Origin of the sequence: Paenibacillus cucumis (ex Kampfer et al. 2016), assembly GCF_019748695.1 — a bacterium.
Lineage (GTDB): Bacteria > Bacillota > Bacilli > Paenibacillales > Paenibacillaceae > Paenibacillus > Paenibacillus polysaccharolyticus.
Genome location: NZ_JACLIC010000047.1, coordinates 1 through 13,624, shown reverse-complemented (window position 1 = coordinate 13,624; position 13,624 = coordinate 1). Strand labels below are relative to the sequence as shown.

Annotated in this window: 13 protein-coding genes; 4 read left to right on the top strand and 9 right to left on the bottom strand. The window is 44.0% G+C overall.

Features of this window, described 5'->3' with window-relative positions; translation table 11 throughout:
• Positions 1-62: 62 nt before the first annotated feature.
• The gene (locus H7T88_RS25890) at positions 63-1,457 is read right to left on the bottom strand and encodes an Ig-like domain-containing protein (protein WP_221791156.1); all 1,395 of its coding nucleotides are present in this window, start codon (positions 1,455-1,457) and stop codon (positions 63-65) included.
• A gap of 486 nt (positions 1,458-1,943) precedes the next feature.
• On the opposite strand from H7T88_RS25890, the gene H7T88_RS25885 reads away from it, so the two are divergent.
• Positions 1,944-2,366, top strand: coding sequence for a hypothetical protein (locus H7T88_RS25885; protein ID WP_221791154.1), 423 nt, complete (start codon positions 1,944-1,946; stop codon positions 2,364-2,366).
• 50 nt (positions 2,367-2,416) lie between these two features.
• Here the strand turns inward: H7T88_RS25885 and H7T88_RS25880 are convergent, their stop codons facing one another.
• The 4 genes from H7T88_RS25880 to H7T88_RS25865 form a co-directional block, all read right to left on the bottom strand.
• Positions 2,417-3,709: an amidohydrolase gene (locus H7T88_RS25880; protein WP_221791152.1), complete on the bottom strand. Its 1,293-nt coding sequence runs from the start codon at positions 3,707-3,709 to the stop codon at positions 2,417-2,419.
• 72 nt (positions 3,710-3,781) lie between these two features.
• Entirely contained in the window at positions 3,782-4,075 is a 294-nt protein-coding gene (locus H7T88_RS25875; RefSeq protein WP_090923969.1) for a hypothetical protein, read from the bottom strand.
• 126 nt (positions 4,076-4,201) lie between these two features.
• Positions 4,202-5,308 (bottom strand): saccharopine dehydrogenase family protein, encoded by a 1,107-nt coding sequence (locus H7T88_RS25870; RefSeq protein WP_221791150.1) that lies wholly within the window; start codon positions 5,306-5,308, stop codon positions 4,202-4,204.
• Entirely contained in the window at positions 5,292-6,059 is a 768-nt protein-coding gene (locus H7T88_RS25865) for a class I SAM-dependent methyltransferase (protein WP_221791148.1), read from the bottom strand. Before H7T88_RS25865 ends, H7T88_RS25870 begins: the two co-directional genes overlap by 17 nt.
• A gap of 132 nt (positions 6,060-6,191) precedes the next feature.
• Here H7T88_RS25865 and H7T88_RS25860 point away from each other — a divergent pair, with 132 nt between their 5' ends.
• Positions 6,192-7,331, top strand: coding sequence for a LuxR C-terminal-related transcriptional regulator (locus H7T88_RS25860; RefSeq protein ID WP_221791146.1), 1,140 nt, complete (start codon positions 6,192-6,194; stop codon positions 7,329-7,331).
• Between the two features lie 75 nt (positions 7,332-7,406).
• Here the strand turns inward: H7T88_RS25860 and H7T88_RS25855 are convergent, their stop codons facing one another.
• Positions 7,407-8,357, bottom strand: coding sequence for a membrane protein insertase YidC (locus H7T88_RS25855; protein WP_253494927.1), 951 nt, complete (start codon positions 8,355-8,357; stop codon positions 7,407-7,409).
• Positions 8,294-8,644, bottom strand: coding sequence for a hypothetical protein (locus tag H7T88_RS25850; protein WP_090923965.1), 351 nt, complete (start codon positions 8,642-8,644; stop codon positions 8,294-8,296). Before H7T88_RS25850 ends, H7T88_RS25855 begins: the two co-directional genes overlap by 64 nt.
• Before the next feature lie 309 nt (positions 8,645-8,953).
• Between H7T88_RS25850 and H7T88_RS25845 the strand changes: the two genes are divergently transcribed.
• Positions 8,954-10,738: an ABC transporter substrate-binding protein gene (locus H7T88_RS25845; protein ID WP_221791144.1), complete on the top strand. Its 1,785-nt coding sequence runs from the start codon at positions 8,954-8,956 to the stop codon at positions 10,736-10,738.
• Positions 10,739-10,753: 15 nt separating this feature from the next.
• Here H7T88_RS25845 and H7T88_RS25840 read toward each other — a convergent pair whose 3' ends face one another.
• Both H7T88_RS25840 and H7T88_RS25835 read right to left on the bottom strand, forming a co-directional pair.
• Positions 10,754-12,142, bottom strand: coding sequence for an FtsW/RodA/SpoVE family cell cycle protein (locus H7T88_RS25840; protein WP_221791142.1), 1,389 nt, complete (start codon positions 12,140-12,142; stop codon positions 10,754-10,756).
• Complete coding sequence (locus H7T88_RS25835; protein WP_167375822.1) at positions 12,142-12,477, bottom strand: PadR family transcriptional regulator; 336 nt, start codon at positions 12,475-12,477, stop codon at positions 12,142-12,144. Before H7T88_RS25835 ends, H7T88_RS25840 begins: the two co-directional genes overlap by 1 nt.
• 218 nt (positions 12,478-12,695) lie before the next feature.
• On the opposite strand from H7T88_RS25835, the gene H7T88_RS25830 reads away from it, so the two are divergent.
• Positions 12,696-13,286 carry a P-loop nucleotide/nucleoside kinase family protein gene (locus H7T88_RS25830; RefSeq protein WP_221791140.1) on the top strand — a complete coding sequence of 197 codons (591 nt, stop codon included), beginning with the start codon at positions 12,696-12,698 and terminating at the stop codon, positions 13,284-13,286.
• Positions 13,287-13,624: the final 338 nt, after the last annotated feature.

The following is a 13,624-nucleotide window of genomic DNA, read 5'->3' as shown; positions in this document are numbered from 1 at the left end:
TAACCTCCATGTCTGAATCAATAATGGGTAGATATCATTTTTGAGCAAGCTAGAATTTTAAATTATTGTGGTATCCGTGTTGTAAATGTCCATTGAACACCATTTTGTTCTACGACAGTCCCTTGCATATAAGCATTATCATCCGGATCCGCAGCTATGAAGGCATCATTCGGGATTTCAATGGAATAATTAGCTCCATATCTCAAACCGTTGTTTCTGATATATACTTTATTGCCCATTATATAGAAATTACCTCCATCACTAATCATGTAGGAAGCCTCCACCTCGTCAGCTGTCAGATTCTTAATGACAATACTGGAATTGCTGTAATTATTTACTCTAACATTTTGACGATACGTAATGACTAAAGGTTCATCGATTCTAACTTCCGTAGAACCATTCGATGGCGAAAGACTTACGATATCCTCCTGTTTTACCGCAACAGTTGACTCACTACGAAGGACTACCGGTTTTCCTTGAGGACGATCAGATGAATAAGATTCAGGTGTAATCTGTAAAAAGAGATATTTCTCTTGCTCGGCATCAGTAATCTTATATACTGCATCAGTAGCTCCTATGATTTCTGTTTTACCTTCTCCACTTGCTTCGGAGCCCCGATACCATTGATAGTGCATCGTTCTAAGTCTATCGCCGTCAGGGTCAAAGAATTCGGTGTTACTTGTTAACGTAGCGCCCACTTTCAAATCCCCATTTAACTTGCCATTCAACACATATGGAGCGTCATCGACTTGCTTGAAAGTTAATACATAGCTATTATCTTTAGCTCCAAGAGATTGGTTAGCGTAACCACTTAGCAAAGCATTCATATCTGCCAATTCAGGTTCACCGTTTCGATCTACATCTGCTTGGTTCATCTCTACAAAAGAGAAGCCACGACGGGTTACCATGTTACGAAGGTAATTGTATAGTTGAACTGCATCCGCAGAATCAACTTTGTCGTCACCGTTTAGATCTCCTTTTTTGCTGATGTAGAGCTCTATATTGTCTCTGATCATTTCCCCTTCTGGGGATAGTGCATTTTTAGCCTGCAATTGAATGTTGATCTTGCCGCTACGATAAGGAACAACAATAAGTTTATTGTCGTTAGTTACATAAGTGCGAGCTACATTCGTATTCTCTGAAATCGCACCGAGTTGAATGAACTTCTCAGAAGGAAAATGAGTACTCAAATCAATAATGATCGTATTATTATCAACTCCGATTGGGGTAGAAGGCATAATAGGCAGTGCATCCACTTGCTCGGACGAATGGCTTAGCCAATAAATATCATCATTAAGTACTGGGCGTGAAATGTTAATGTTGGTCGGCTCAAGTGCTCCCGCCAGAGCGTGAGGAAGTGAACCGGCTACAGGCAAGGCAATACCAAGACTAAGTGCGGCCAACATGCTTTTTTTCATGATCGGCTTTAATTTATTGTGTTTATTTTTCCCCTTCAATTCATGTTCCTCCTCGTGTTTATCTGATTTTTAATATAGATACATAGCAAGTATAACGACCTATTCTGAACGGATTCTGAACAGGTCAATAGAACTATTACCAGTTAATATTCGACAAAAAACGCCATGGGATAAGCTCCCATAGCGTTTTAATCATCAAAAAATTTCCATTTTCGATTGAATTTTCGAAAAAAATATTTTTAAATATCCGCAAGTTTCTATTTTGAGTTTATCATAAACGCGAATAACCCCACTTGTATATACTGATAAATGATTTATTTTCCAGTATATTACATGTTATAATTTGTATCAGCATACCAAATTACAGTGCCCACAGTTATTTTTATTTTTGATATTTCAATGACTATGAACATGTAAACAGAATTGTTCTTAGGATAGATCATTTACGTTACTCACTCATAGAAAGGCGGTCATATTATCAAGAAATTAATTGCCTTAATTGTTGGTGTCGTTAGTCTTTTTATCGTGATGCTAATATTTTATAAATTACCTTATGACATTGAGCAAAAATACATAGCTAGTACATTAGATGGAGAAACAATCGAGATTCAAATAACTACGAAAGGTTTTCGGGATTTTTTCAGACCTACTACCTTTAAAGGAAAAATGCTTATTGACGACAAAGTATATGATGTTTTTGAACCTGAAAGGCCGGATCGTTTCATAGCTAAAATGAAGAAAAAAATGAATGGTGATCGATATTTCCCCATTATTGCAAATGAAAACCGAACTGATCTCGACGATTATTATACGATTCAGTGGGCTGACGATAAATTCAATACATTATATTTCATTCATGCAAAAAATAACTCCCGGTATGTCGCACCAGCACAAAACGCTGTGGAAGCCCATAAAATATGGGGAGAAATACAGCACTTTTTAAGATGAAATTAGAGATTGCCTTTTGAATTAATCGATTAAATGAAAACATAATATTTTTAAACACCTTCCACAATTCGCTTCGCGCGAGTGTTTACTTCGCGATATAACTCATCCTCATCTATGGTAAGCAACTTTCTGTCCTGCATCAGGATCTGCCCATCTACAATGGTGGTGTGCACATCCGCCCCATTCACGCTGTAGGCCAACAGCGACTCTACATTATGAATGGGCTGCAGGTGAGGTTTGGCAAGGTCAATCAGAATGAGATCCGCTTTGTATCCAGGTGCAAGCATCCCCACTTCATTTTGCAATGATAACAATTTTGCACTCCCACGGGTTGCCATATCAAGTACTTGACGTGCTGGAAGCCGGGTTGGATCACCGTAGTCCAGCTTTTGCAGCCAGCATGCAGCCTTGATTTCTTCGAACATATCCAGTGTTGTTGCGCTCCCTGCTCCATCTGTCCCGATTCCTACCGTGATTCCCTCGAATATCATCGCCTCTACTGGAGCAATGCCACAACCGAGTTTCAGGTTGCTCACCGGATTATGGGCGACACCGCCGCGCATGCCCTTCAGCCTGCTGATGTCTTGAGGGTTCAGATGTACTCCGTGAGCCAGTAGCACATGCGCCCGCTCGAACATACCTGATTCCTCCAAATATTCCGTGGGTGTCATCTCATAGCGGCTACGAATCTTCTCTACTTCTTCCTTCGTTTCCGCCAGATGAATGTGCAGTGGAATCTCGTCCTGAACAGCCATTGCAACGACTTCACGTAACGGTTCCATCGGACAAGTATAAGGAGAATGCGGTCCATACATCGTTGTGATTCGACCATTTGCTTTCCCTGACCAGCGTTGCACCAGATCGATCGCTTCCTGCAGCCTGCGTCCTCCATCATCCTCCATAAAAACCATACCACGAGTCAGCGATGCACGTATGCCTGTTTCCGTGACTGCTTCAGCGATCTCATTCATATGAATGTACATATCGGCAAAAGCCGTTGTTCCTGAACGAATCATCTCTGCAATGCCCAATTTAGCTCCCCAATAAATATCTTCAGGTGTCATTCGTGCTTCGGCAGGCAACATCTTGCGCTCCAGCCAGTCCATCAACTTCAGATCGTCGGAAAAACCTCGAAGCAGACTCATTGGCGAATGCTGGTGGGCATTCACAAGACCGGGCATCGCCAGTTTATTTCGACCATCAATCACCTCATCCTCAGGTTGAGGCATGATATGACTCGCGATCTGCACAATCTGATTTCCTTCAATCCGTATATCCCCCGTGAAAGGTGCTTCGGCTTCTTGCATCGTTAGAATAGTTACTTGTTGAATCAAAATACTCATGAGATACACTCCTCTGGATTGGATATAATTACTACCCATCCATCGTAAGGCTTTACGTGGCGGCAAGGTCAATCATTTGATTCGAGCAATCGCCACTTGGTGGAATGTCTGGATAAACGGCCTAGGATCTATCTCTACCATATAGGGATATACTCCTGTGCTCGTATGCAGATAGAAAAAACCACCTGCATCCCCCATCCGGCGAAAAGACATATCAAATACTTCCGTAATCCTGAACTCCCTGTACTTGGTCACGATTCGATCCGAATAAAGGGTCATGGTACGGGCATTCCTCTCAATCTCCTGCGAAAGGCCAGTCATCTCTCGTTGTACTCTGTAATAAGGCAGTATGGCAATATAGTCCATGTTCTCCCTCCAATCGTGCTTGATCCGTAGTTTTATCATAGCAGATTGGCGCTTTCAGACAAAACAACCTTTAAGTTGTTTTAAGCCATGAGTCCAACGCGTCGCGTCACTTGGATACGGTTCAGATTATGTGATTTTGGTTACCACATTTAACGAGTATTTAAGTTCCTCTTCAATGTCCTTTATGGAGAAACATTGTTCCACATGATACACGCCTGGCTGTTGACCGTTCATATAGACCCTTTTCGCTACAGCTGCAGCTACCTCTGCTGTGAGAACAGCCTCCTTCTCGCCAACAACGAGCTGCTCTATTCCCACCCGCTCTCCATTTTTCCATCCTGTCGCATCTATCTTCACAGCAAACATCGGCTTACCACCTGGAATCGCAGCAAATGCTTTTACTACCAGATCACGAACCCAAGCAAAACGCAGCAGCTTCACTAATCCTGCTTGTCTGGATATCGACAATGCTCTGGTAATCCAACGGGAATCCAAGCACAGTCGGGTTGAAACGGTAGGGATGTGCAACGTTTGGGCTACAGCCTGTTGGTCTGAAAACGGAAATCGATATGCGATCCGTCTTCCCAGTTGCTCGCCGAAATCAATCCATTTTCCATCGCTCAAACTCTGAACTTTGGTAAACTTTCCATGCTTCTTGACCTCATAAGCCGTATTCATCTGGTCTACCGTCCATTCGATTGCCGCCTTGCCGTGCTTCTCCCCGAGACCAAGCATCACCGTGATGTTCGCCTCCTGCACTTGATCCAAATGCATCGACGCTTCACGAACAAGCAGATTGGTTATGCCGGGCGACAAACCAACGCTAAGAATAGCGGTTGATCCAGAAACTTTCATCACTGAATGCAATCCTTCCACTTGTTTTAAGAAATCACCCTTGGCAGAAATATCGATGTAATCGGCTCCGGCTTTGGCACAACTTTCAACGAACCGGGTGTCATTTTGATCTACACACATGACGACAAGTTTAACGTGTCGCAACATGGCAGGGTCCACCGTTTTCATAATATTCAGTTGCAGTGGTTTAACTGCTCCACCCGTCTGGCGACTGAATTGTTCGGCACGTTCCAAGCGTGTACCCGCAGCCCACACTTTGCCGGGAAATGCTTGCGCAAGCTGAGTACAGACCATCTGCCCCACTTGGCCATAACCACCAACAACCCAGATCTGATCCTTCATGATGTTGTCTTGTTGTATATTAGTCTCGGATTGCATAATACCCCTCCACCCAGAATGCTGCAAAATAACGGGTTATCCTTGAAAAACCGCACTCCGCAAGCAATCTCACTAAAATTTCAGCAGATACGGGATCGGATGTCTGACCGAGCGATGCGGCGAACCGTTCCCATTCCTCCGTAAGCACTCCCGCCTGCATCATATGTTCCCGCCACGCCTGCATCATGACTGGATAAGCGGGAGAATCCAGATCTGCATTAACAGACGCAAGGATTAGAGGTGCGCCGGGTTTGAGCCTACTGGCGAGATGCATCAGGAAAGACTTTTTTGCTTCCAGTCCCTGAATAAAATGCAGCATCAGCATACTCGTGGCACCATCGTACAATCCATCCTCAGGTAATTGTTCAATGGTCTCGGAAAAAAGCTTGATCCGATGCGAGATGCGAGCTTCATCTGCTCTTTTTTTCGCTAAATCCAACATCGGCTGAGAGGTATCCATACCTGTCAACAACCAGTCAGGATGTTCTGTACCCAGTAAAGTAATCTCCTTGCCTCCTCCAGCTCCGGTAACTAATATTTCAATATCGTTGTTATCTGCTATTGTTGCTGTGATAAGTTTATCCATCAGATCATGCATATAGGCATATCCCGGAATTTTGAGAGCAATCGATTGTTCATAACGAACGATGTCCGCGCTATCCCAACTCATGGGTGAAGGATTATCCGAGCATGTATGATCCGTTCCTTTATTTCGTTTTTCATCCCGTGTACCATTTATATGATCTTTCATCGCAGTTACACTCCTCTGAATTTGAAGTTAGACTTGACTCTGCATTCGTCTAATTTCATTATAAAAGTATACATACAGACGACCATCCCATAAGTATGGGATATTAACGTACTCGGGAAGGAGCTTATCCAATTGACCAGCCTAATTACTGCACAGAATGTACACCGGATTACTTCCCTTGAAAAAGGAAACTGGACCTCTCACACCTATCGGGAAGCTGTTCTCAAACAAATTCATACGGTTATCACATATGATGCTTATTGCTTCACCACCGTAGATCCTTCCACCCTTCTTTCTACAGGCGCGGTGACGGAAGATGGCATTGAAGCCATTCATGATCGATTATTTATTAATGAATACATGGAAGAGGATATCCATAAATATAGCGACTTGATTAAGTCCGGTCAGTATGCTGCTATTTTGCATGCTTCCATCCAATCACGGCCTGGAGCAAGTTCACGTTACACGAATATTTTACAGCCTGCCGGATTCGGGGATGAGCTTCGAACGGTATTTGTGAATAACGATGCCTGCTGGGGCTATCTCACGTTGTACCGCAAACAGAACAAGCTTACATTCTCTGAAGAAGAGCGGGAGCTCATGCAACACTGGGCATCCTCAATTGCATTTATGCTACGGACAACGCATCTATTATTGATGGAAGAGCTTCAAGGTGGCAGTCCGCGGGAGCCAGGCATTGTTATTTTACGCGCTCCGCTCGAACCTGTAATGCAAAATCCGGCCGCACAATACTGGTTATCCCAATTACGCCGATTGGAGCAGATTGAATCCGATGTGCTTCCGAGACCCGTTCGTGCCGTGAGTTCTCATCTACTGCAATCCATTCAAAAGAATGCCTCGTCAGCTTCACCAACATCGGACGGTTCACTGTCTAAAGTATGTGTCCAGTTGGCGGACGGTCGTTACGTTATGCTTCAGGCTAGTATGATGCAGTCTTTCGAATCGGCAGAACATGCAGAGAAATGGGATCAGATCGCCGTTTGGCTGGAGCAGGCTATGCCTCAGGACATACTCCCCCTGCTGTCCGAGAGTTATGCCTTATCCGCTCGGGAGCGTGAATTGCTCGCCTATGTGCTACGCAGCTTTTCCTCGAAGGAAATTGCAAAGGCTATGCATATTTCAGCCTACACCGTTCAAGATCATCTGAAGTCCATCTTCGCCAAAACAAAGGTTTCCTCCCGTCGGGAGTTAATCTGGCATTTTGTTTCCCGTTTTCAATTATCCGGAGATCTGGATATACCTAGAATATAAGTTAAGCAAATCAAAGAAGCGTGTCCCTATGGACGCGCTTCTTTGATTGCATTATTTAATATTTTTATAACTCAACTACGATTTGGCAGGTTTAGCAGAACGTTTGGAATTACCCGCATTTTGTGTATTCTTTGCACTATTGGTATTCTTTGCGCTCTTCGTGCTTTTAGCACCTTTGATGTGATCAGGCTTCTGCGTGCTTAATTCCGTCACTTCGGCTACCTGCGGATGCTCGACTGGGTACAATTTGCGGAACAGCAACGTCTGTAGCACTAAGAACGAACCCCCAACCGTCCAGTACAGTGGCATAGCTGCTGGTGCGGAAAACGAGAAAAACGCCATCATTAGCGGGGAGATATACCCCATTATCGCAAACTGTTTGCGCTGTTCAGGAGCCATATTTGCCTGTGATACCTTCGCCTGAATAAGATAAATAACAGCTACAACTACAGCCAGTACATAGTCAGGTGCGCCAAGCTTGAACCACAAAAACGAATGGGACGACAGCTCTGGCGTTAGCCGAATTGCCGTGTAAATCCCCGATAAAATCGGGAGTTGAATTAACAATGGCAAACAGCCGATATTCAGCGGGTTGAATTTATGCTTTTTGTATAACGCCATTGTCTCTTCAGACAACTTCTGCCGGTTAGCCGTATCGTTCTTGCCCTCGTACTTTTTCTTAATGGCATCCAGTTCAGGTTTCATCGCATTCATAATCACCCGTGTTCCCTGCTGGGACTTGGCTTGACGCATCATGAGCGGTAATAATGCGAGCCGAATGACAAGTGTAATGACGATAATCGCAACACCATAACTTCCACTAAATATACTGGCGATATGCTGAATCAGATACGACAGCGGAAATACGATGTAATGATTAAAGAACCCTGGAGTGGAAGAATTAATCTCTGATACATTATTACTGCATCCGGCAAGCAGCATAACTGCGAATAAAATCACAATCAGGCCATAGATCCGTCCCTTGCCAGATGTGAGTGTGAACCTCTTGTTTGTATGTTGTTCCATATATATCCTCCTTGTTGATTGGTTGATTCCAGTCTCAACAAGGAAATACAGTCTGGTTCATCTTCATCCGGTGCTTCTTTTCGTCTGACCATGCGGCTCCAGTTTTCCGGCCTGCACTGTAAGTTCAAGCCAAGTGCCGGAAAGACAGGTTCAATTCCGTCTCCAGCTCCACCTTCCATCCAGTACTCCGTCATACCACAGTGTAGATGGGCAATATAGGCGTAACTGACGGTAAAAATCAGACCAATGGAGAATATATACGGCAATAGCTCATGTAATTCAAACAAGAGATTCACCCCCTTCATACGTTTATTTTTACATTATAGCACTTACATATCACGTTTGCATAAATGAACTGCTGGCAAATCCAAACTCCGCTCTATTCCGTTCTTAATTTGGACAATTCTACCCGGGCTACAAGATAACAAAGATGGGATGAAGAGATTATATCAATCATAGGAAAAACCTCCATTCATCTATCTACGTTTTATTCTAAATGATAAAATAAGAACACAAACAGAAATCTTGACCGATATAACTTCTTATTTTAGATTGCTAAGGAACGTCATACACCTTGTCATCAAGGAGGAACCCCGATGAAGCTACATCAGCAATACTTGCTACTCCACAGCCAGCTCGGCGAAACATCAGAACACACCATAACTCTAGCAGATCTCGCTGTGATCCTTGACTGTACCCATCGCAACACATTAACGATTGTGAAAAAAATGGCTTCTTTGGGCTGGATCCATTGGCATGCCCGGCGGGGACGAGGACGGCGTTCGACACTCTCTCTGTTGGCTCCGGCAGATCAAATTGCTGCAGAGTACATGATGCAAGCAATGAATCGCCTGGAGTTACAAGAGGCTGCGGATCAAGTTCGGGACTTCTCCAGTTCAATCTCTATGCAACATGTTCTCAATCAGTGGTTGCTTGGTTATTCAGGGCACCACACGGAAGCTGGAACGAATAATGAACCCATTGATACGTTTCGTTTACCTATTCGTCAGCAACTTCATGCGCTCGATCCGTTATATATTAATCTGCTTGCCGAGTCTTTTGTAACAAGCCACGTATACGATGGACTTGTACAACGAGATGAACGAGGAAAGATTCTGCCCTGTCTAGCGCATACATGGGATGTATCCGATGATAGACGGACATGGATTTTCCATTTGCGGAAAGGGGTTTATTTTCACAACGGCAGTCCCTTTACAGCACCCGATGTCGTCTATTCGTTCGAGCGGCTGTTATCTACAGAGCGCCGTACATTGTACCGTGAAATTATGAACCAGATCCATTCAGTTGAAGCGTTAAACCCCTTAACTGTGCGCTTCTGTTTAAAACAACCGCAGGAATTGTTTTTATCTTTTCTGACGACAAGCCGGGCCGTCATTGTTACTCGAAACCCAGATACAGATCAGATAAACATGCCTACCGAGAAGATACAATCCATGCTGAAACCTGTTGGAACGGGGCCTTTTAAAGTCACCGCATGGGATAACCACCTGTGCAGACTTGAAGCATATACAACTTATTTTCAGGGTAGATCTCTTATTGACCGGGTGGATATTCTGCAAATTCCGTGGGGTACTCCACTGGAGGGACTTGATCCAAATCAGGTGCCCGGACCAACTGAACATGTGGAATCTCCCTTCTTCCACCTTGTTCATAATCCGGCTAAAAATGCGGGTACATCTTGGACACAGACAAGCTCTGGTGTGACCGTGACCAAGTTGCTTACGTGTAACACACAAAAAACCGGACCGTTAAACGATCCGGCTATACGAGCCTATTTGCAACAGTCTATTGATCTGGCACAACAGAAGGGGACACAAAATCGGCCTCAACATCATGAATATAAATATGAGAATAGTCCCACTTCGCAGGAGAGCCCTCCTTATGCTGAGCCCATTGCCTTGCACCTTGCTACCATTTCGCAATATCGGCCCGATGCTGAGCGGCTTGCACTGGTTTTGGAAAAATCCGGTTTTCATTGCACCATACACACAGGCAACATGGAACAATTCAAAGGCGATTGGCGGCTTGAATCCGATCTGATTCTCTTCTCCCTGATTCAAGATCGTGACGTGGAGCTTCGCAGATATGATCTGTTCTCCACATTATCCGAGCATCTGGAATCCCCGTCTCAGGAGTGGGTTCAGCATAGATTACAATCCGTTGCTACATCTCCACATACCAGCGAGCGTGAGCAGGCACTATTCGATATCGAAGAAATTCTAATTCGTGAACACCTAATGTTCATTTTGTCCCAAAAACCTGTAGAAACCGCTTATCTTCCTTCCGTTCGCGGAATGTCATTCAACAGTCAGGGCTGGGTTAATCTGCGGCACATCTGGTTTCCCTCTGATAAGTTGTAACCTTGGCATAGTCCATCATCTTTCTGATAACGTCATACTCTTTCCCGTGTGGGTTCGGGTGTAGTTACGGCTCAAGGAAACCGTATCCTTTCGACGATAAACACCAAGAAGCAAACCGATCATAGCGTATTCAAGTATCACATGAGATCCATATCCGATAAGGGGAAATTCAATACTCATGATTGGGACCATTCCCGTAATGATCGCAACTGAATAACTCAGTTGAAGTGCAAGTGTAACCGTTACAGACAGTACAATCATCGAACCAAACTTGTCTTGTATACGCGGCAGTATTTTAAATAATGTATTTACAAACCACACTATGCCAACAATAAACAGCGCACAGGCAGACCACCCAAACACGTCTATAAGCATAACCCCTGGATAACTCAGATAAAGATATTTTAAAGTTGATCCTATCGGGATATTCGTACCATTCCCCCACCATCCTGCTGTTTTGACGATATCAATAATAGCGTTATTCATAAATTCCATACCCTTAGAATCTTGATCCAGATTAAATACCACAGACAACCTTTCGAATCGACTATATTGATCGGTTACAAGTAATAGAACGGCTGCAGCCGCTCCGCAAAAACACGCAGTAATCAGCGTATACAGCCACTTTCTTGTAATCCATCCGAACAGTAGCAAAGATATGCATCCAAATAACGATAATCGGACCCAATCCGAGATTTGATAGATGAGTACCATAGGCAAAGCTACTAACGCAACATAGGTAAAGATCATTTGCACGTTCAGACCCGAACGAAAATGGGAAATGACAATCCCGCCGATCGCGAGTGGCAATATCCAAAGGGCGGACGTGGTAACATCGATTGAGAAGCCAAATGGCAATATAAGCATTCTATTCAAGCTACCATACGAGTCTGCTATCACCGGGGTAATCCATAAGAGAACATTCATTAGAATGTATACCCACCAAGCAGATTTAATCCATTTCCTATAGTCGAAAAAGAGGCAGAACAACATGGCTAACATCCCCATACTTGTATACAGTAGATGGACGGATGAGTATTCATTTCCCAAGTCTAATAGACTATTCGTATATATCCAGGTCAAAACCATGCCAATAAGAGCCATCCCCACGACTCCCGCCAATAATCCCCAGTGCATTCGGTGACGATGAATTCTGTGCATTCTTTTGCCTAGATCAGCCGGATCACCCATTTGTTCAATAGCGTATGTGGCAGCTGCCTCCGTTGTAAATCCTTCCTGCTCCTTGTCATAGGTCATCTCTTCGAGATGATTCCCGAGTTCCTCACGAAGATCGTTATGTACTTCCCTCGCCCTGACCTGACCACAGATTTGATCCAGATAACTCTGAATCTGTTCCTTTTTTTCTTTCTGCTTCCCCTGCTCTTTCACTTGCTTCAGATTCATCAGGCTAAACCTCCTTCACCGATCACGCGATCTACAGCACGACGAAATAGAGACCATTCCGCTTTTTTCTGTTGTAATGCCTGTATGCCTTGCTCTCGTATGGAGTAATATTTCCGTTTTCTGCCCTCCACTTCTGCCCAGTAAGCCTCCACCCATCCTTCGATTTCCATCGCGTGTAGAATCGGATACAACGTTCCTTCTTTGAGACTAAACACGCCCTCTGATTGACGATGCAGTTCCTTAATCAGCTCATAGCCATACATGGGTTGTGCATGAAGTAAAGTTAAAATTAATGTTTCAGTACTTCCTTTAATCATTTGTTTATTTATCTGCAAACAAAACGCTCCCTCCTAAGTACTGGTCTAATACATCGGAAATCTATGCATAGTTAATCTAGGTGTCATGATACCTTATAATTCCTTCTATGTCCAGCACCCCATTTATCTTTTTATGTTAAACTACCTCTATCCAGCCTTAAATTGTATATAGAAATTTTTTCGATCTTTACAGATTTAGATAGACCGATACTACGAATTAAAGGAGACATTCTCTCATGCGCAAAAGTAAACTTATTTTCTTTCTCGGCGGAGCCGGAAGTGGCAAAACTACACTCGCCAAAGCGCTCTCGCGTAAATATAAAGCTGCATTTTTGGACATGGACATCCTGCTTCGTCCCGCAGCTGAGGCCATAATGACGTTACAAGGACTTGATCCATCAGATCGGGATTCACCAGAATACAAACGGCTGTGCCGTGATCTGGGTTATCGAATCACGATGGACGCCGCTTTGGATAACGTACAACTTGGTGTAGACACTCTCGTGGTTGGGCCTTTTACCAAAGAGACCGGGACACCGGATTGGATTGAGCAGGAACTCGCACGCATTGGCCGTTCCCTCGATAACACAGACGTTCGAGTTGCTTATGTTTATTTGCAGAACGAAGCGTTATACCGTCAACGAATCACAGCGAGACAATCTCCATTAGATGAATGGAAACTAGCTAATTGGGATGCGTTCCGTTCTTCTCTTGATCGAAAACGAGTGGCCTGGCCGCTTCCAGCGGAATACATTGCATACATCGACAATTCTAGTGATGATCCTGCTATTGCTTTTGCTGAATTGGAACGACGGATGTATGAGTGATATGAGTGAAAGGAAAAGGTATGTGGGGTGAACTGGAACGGGTTCAGGTTCGGGTTCGGGTTCGGGTATTGTAGGATGCAATTTTGAGCGCGCGGGTGTAGGTATGAAGGCAATCAAACTCTAACGATCCTGAGAGAGCTTATTTGGACCTTTTTGGCGGTTTTAAAATTCTAACGATCTCAGATGACGCTATTTTCCAAAAAAAGGCCTAAATACACGCAAAAAGTTACTGAAACAACGAAATAAGCTCTCTGGTGATCGTTAGAATTTTATATCAGTCTAGATGGAGGAAATAAGCTTCCTGCTCGGTTCAACCCCTTAATATTGGACACTAGCTA

Coding starts and splice junctions, on each gene's coding strand:
- H7T88_RS25855 (WP_253494927.1), bottom strand. CDS start 8,357: ATGGAACAACATACAAACAAGAGGTTCACACTCACATCTGGCAAGGGA.
- H7T88_RS25870 (WP_221791150.1), bottom strand. CDS start 5,308: ATGCAATCCGAGACTAATATACAACAAGACAACATCATGAAGGATCAG.
- H7T88_RS25865 (WP_221791148.1), bottom strand. CDS start 6,059: ATGAAAGATCATATAAATGGTACACGGGATGAAAAACGAAATAAAGGA.
- H7T88_RS25840 (WP_221791142.1), bottom strand. CDS start 12,142: ATGAATCTGAAGCAAGTGAAAGAGCAGGGGAAGCAGAAAGAAAAAAAG.
- H7T88_RS25830 (WP_221791140.1), top strand. CDS start 12,696: ATGCGCAAAAGTAAACTTATTTTCTTTCTCGGCGGAGCCGGAAGTGGC.
- H7T88_RS25845 (WP_221791144.1), top strand. CDS start 8,954: ATGAAGCTACATCAGCAATACTTGCTACTCCACAGCCAGCTCGGCGAA.
- H7T88_RS25880 (WP_221791152.1), bottom strand. CDS start 3,709: ATGAGTATTTTGATTCAACAAGTAACTATTCTAACGATGCAAGAAGCC.
- H7T88_RS25875 (WP_090923969.1), bottom strand. CDS start 4,075: ATGGACTATATTGCCATACTGCCTTATTACAGAGTACAACGAGAGATG.